At 74.1% G+C, this 3,946-nt stretch carries 3 protein-coding genes; 2 read left to right on the forward strand and 1 reads right to left on the reverse strand.

What is annotated here, in order from left to right:
- Positions 1-836, forward strand: an 836-nt coding sequence (locus tag G5C65_RS32895; protein ID WP_165302727.1) for a multicopper oxidase family protein, incomplete at its 5' end; no start/stop codon positions are given.
- Positions 837-907: 71 nt separating this feature from the next.
- The gene (locus tag G5C65_RS32900) at positions 908-2,659 is read left to right on the forward strand and encodes an NAD+ synthase (RefSeq protein ID WP_165302728.1); all 1,752 of its coding nucleotides are present in this window, start codon (positions 908-910) and stop codon (positions 2,657-2,659) included.
- A 26-nt stretch (positions 2,660-2,685) separates the two neighbouring features.
- Here the strand turns inward: G5C65_RS32900 and G5C65_RS32905 are convergent, their stop codons facing one another.
- A complete protein-coding gene (locus G5C65_RS32905) occupies positions 2,686-3,894 on the reverse strand; it encodes an MFS transporter (protein WP_165302729.1) in 1,209 nt (402 codons plus the stop codon).
- Positions 3,895-3,946: the final 52 nt, after the last annotated feature.

Consider the following 3,946-nt stretch of genomic DNA (forward strand, 5'->3'; position numbering starts at 1 on the left):
GGGAGGGCCCCTCGCGGATGCTGATGGGCGCCGAGAGCCCGGTCCTCGGGGGCGACGCGGGCGACGTCGGCTACCCGCACTACCTGGCGGGCGGCCGCACGGCGCGCGATCCGCGCACCTTCCGGGCCCGGCCCGGGGACCGCATCCGCATCCGGCTGATCAACGCGGGCGGCGACACCGCCTTCCGGGTCGCGCTCGGCGGCCACCGGATGACGGTCACCCACACCGACGGCTTCCCCGTCCGGCACACGAGGACGGACGCGCTGCTGCTCGGCATGGGCGAGCGCTACGACGTGCTGGTCACAGCCGGGGACGGGGTCTTCCCGCTCACCGCGCTCGCGGAGGGCAAGAAGCGGACGGCCCGAGCGCTGCTCCGCACCGGCGGCGGCTCGGCCCCCTCCCCCCGGGCGCGCCCCCGGGAGCTGGAGGGCGAGCCGCTCACCGCGGACGCGCTCGCCGCGCACCCCTCGGTCGCGCTGGAGCGGCGGAGCCCGGAGCGGACGGTCACGCTCCGGCTCACCGGCTCCATGGCGGCGTACGACTGGGGGATCAACGGCCGGGCGTACGACCCGGCGCGACGGCTGCCCGTGGCCGCGGGGGAGCGCGTGCGGCTGCGCCTGGTGAACACCACCGCCATGTGGCACCCCGTGCATCTGCACGGCCACACCTTCGCGCTGCCGGACGGCGGGCCCCGCAAGGACACCGCCGTCGTGCTGCCGGGCCGGACCGTCACCGCCGACTTCGACGCCGACAACCCGGGGCTGTGGATGGTCCACTGCCACAACGCCTACCACGGCGAGGCAGGCATGAGGACCGTGCTCGGCTACCGGCGCTGAGCGGACCGGGGCCGCCGGGGAGACGCAGCCCATAGTGTCAGAACGACGATTACTCTCGTACACTCGGCAGCGTGGCTCAACTACGTCTCGCCCTGAATCAGATCGACTCCACCGTCGGTGACATCGAAGGCAACGCGGAGGCCGTGCTGCGCTGGACGCGGCACTCCGTCGAGCAGGGGGCGCACCTCGTCGCGTTCCCGGAGATGACGCTGACCGGATATCCGGTCGAGGACCTGGCACTGCGTGCGGCGTTCGTCGAGGCGAGCCGCTCGGGCCTGCGCGAGCTGGCCCGGCGGCTGGCCGGCGAGGGGCTCGGCGGCGTGCCCGTCGTCGTGGGGTACCTGGACCGCTCCGAGCACGCCCAGCCCCGCTACGGCCAGCCCGCCGGGGCCCCGCAGAACGCGGCGGCCGTGCTGCACCGGGGCGAGGTGGTGCTCACCTTCGCCAAGCACCACCTGCCCAACTACGGCGTCTTCGACGAGTTCCGCTACTTCGTGCCCGGCGACACCCTGCCCGTCGTCCGCGTGCACGGCGTCGATGTCGCGCTCGCCATCTGCGAGGACCTGTGGCAGGACGGCGGCCGGGTGCCGGCGGCGCGGTCCGCCGGCGCCGGGCTGCTGCTGTCCGTCAACGCCTCGCCCTACGAGCGCGACAAGGACGACACCCGGCTCGACCTGGTGCGCAAGCGCGCCCAGGAGGCCGGGTGCACCACCGCGTATCTGGCCATGACCGGCGGCCAGGACGAGCTGGTCTTCGACGGGGACTCCCTCGTGGTGGACCGGGACGGCGGCGTCCTCGCCCGCGCCCCGCAGTTCGAGGAGGGCTGCGTGGTGCTCGACCTGGAGCTGCCGCGAGCGGCGGAGCAGCCGCCGTCGGGCCTGGTGGACGACGGGCTGCGGGTCGAGCACCGGGTGATCTCCGCCGAGCCGCTGCCGCCGTACGAGCCGGAGGTCACCGGCAGCGAGGCGCCCCGGCTGGAGGACGACGCGGAGATCTACACGGCGCTCGTCGTCGGCCTGCGCGCCTACGTGGCGAAGAACGGCTTCCGCTCGGTGCTGATCGGCCTCTCCGGCGGCATCGACTCGGCCCTCACCGCCGCGCTGGCCTGCGACGCGCTCGGCGCCGAGAACGTCTACGGCATCTCCATGCCGTCCCGCTACTCCTCGGAGCACTCCCAGGACGACGCACGGGAGCTGGCGGAGCGCACCGGGCTCCAGCTGCGCACGGTGCCGATCGGCCCGATGTTCGACGCGTATATGGAGTCGCTGGCCCTGACGGGGCTCGCGGAGGAGAACCTCCAGTCCCGGCTGCGCGGCACGCTGCTGATGGCCGTGTCCAACCAGGAGGGCCAGATCGTCCTCGCCCCCGGCAACAAGTCCGAGCTGGCCGTGGGCTACTCCACCCTCTACGGCGACTCGGTGGGCGCGTACGGGCCGATCAAGGACGTCTACAAGACGTATGTCTTCCGGCTGGCGCGGTGGCGCAACCGGGTGGCCCGGGAGCGCGGCCACACCCCGCCCATCCCGGAGAGCTCCCTGACCAAGCCGCCGAGCGCGGAGCTGCGGCCCGGCCAGGAGGACACCGACTCGCTGCCGGAGTACGCGGTGCTGGACGGCATCCTGAAGCGGTACGTGGACCGGGACCAGGGCGCCGAGGAGATCGTCGCCGCGGGGTTCGACGCCGAGACGGTGCGGTCCGTCATCCGGATGACGGACCGCGCGGAGTACAAGCGGCGGCAGTACCCGCCGGGGGCGAAGATCTCCCCCAAGGGGTTCGGCAAGGACCGGCGGCTCCCCATCACCAGCCGCTGGCGCACCCCGTAATCCGCTCTTCGGCCCGGAATCCGGGGCTACTCCCCCAGGTGCGCCCCCACCGGGCGGGAGGGGGACGCGCCCCGCGCCACCACCCGGGAGGCGGAGCCCCGCTCCACCCGGGAGCCCAGCACCGCCAGCGCCAGGCCCACGACGGCCAGCACCGCGCCCACCAGGGTGGGCGCGGTCCAGCCCCATCCGGCGGCGATCACCACTCCGCCGATCCACGCGCCCCCCGCGTTCGCCAGGTTGAACGCGGACTGGTTGGACGCCGAGGCCAGCGTCGGAGCGTGCGAGGCGGCCCGCATCACCAGCATCTGGATCGGCGTCGTGATCAGGAAGCCGACGGCCCCGATGACCACCACCATCACCAGCGCCGCCCACTTCGCCTGCGCCGCGAAGTGGAAGAGGACCAGGACCACGGCCAGCCCGCCCAGTCCGCCGTAGAGGGTGGGGCGCGGCGCCCGGTCCGTCAGCGGTCCCGCCGCCAGGGTGCCCACGGTCATCCCGACCCCGAAGAGGGCCAGGACGAGCGTCACGGAGGACTCGGCGAAGCCGGTGACCTCGGTCATCATGGAGGCCAGATAGCTGTAGACGGCGAAGATCCCGGCGAAGCCGAAGACGGCGGTGAGCAGCCCCAGCAGCACGGGCCCGGAGCGCAGCGCCCGCAGTTCGCCGCGCACCCCGGCCTGCCGCTCCTGCGGCATCCGGGGCACGAGCGCCGTCAGCGCCGCCATCGCGACCAGCCCGATGGCGGTCACCACCAGGAACGTGGCCCGCCAGCCCAGGTGCTGCCCGAGCGCCGTGGCGGCCGGCACGCCGACGATGTTGGCGACGGTCAGCCCGAGGAACATGGTGGCGACGGCCCGCGCTCCGCGCCCCTCGCGGACCAGCCGGGTGGCGACGACCGCGCCGACGCCGAAGAACGCGCCGTGCGGCAGCCCGGCCAGCACCCGCCCGGCGAGCAGGGTGCCGAAGCCGGGCGCGAGCGCGGTGGCGAGGTTGCCGACGGTGAACAGCCCCATCAGCAGCACCAGCATCCGCTTGCGCGGGACGCGGGCGCCGAGCCCGGTCAGCAGCGGGGCGCCGATGACGACGCCGAGGGCGTAGGCGGAGACGAGATAGCCGGCGGTGGGCACCGAGGTGCCCAGGTCGTCGGCGACGTTGGGGAGCAGCCCCATCATCACGAACTCGGTGGTGCCGATACCGAACGCGCTGACGGCCAGGGCGAGCAGGGCTATGGGCATGGCGGAGCGGAAGCCTTTCGGGCAGGGCAGGGCAGGGTGGTGGGCGAGGGCG

The organism is Streptomyces boncukensis, assembly GCF_011045075.1.
GTDB classification, from domain to species: domain Bacteria; phylum Actinomycetota; class Actinomycetes; order Streptomycetales; family Streptomycetaceae; genus Streptomyces; species Streptomyces boncukensis.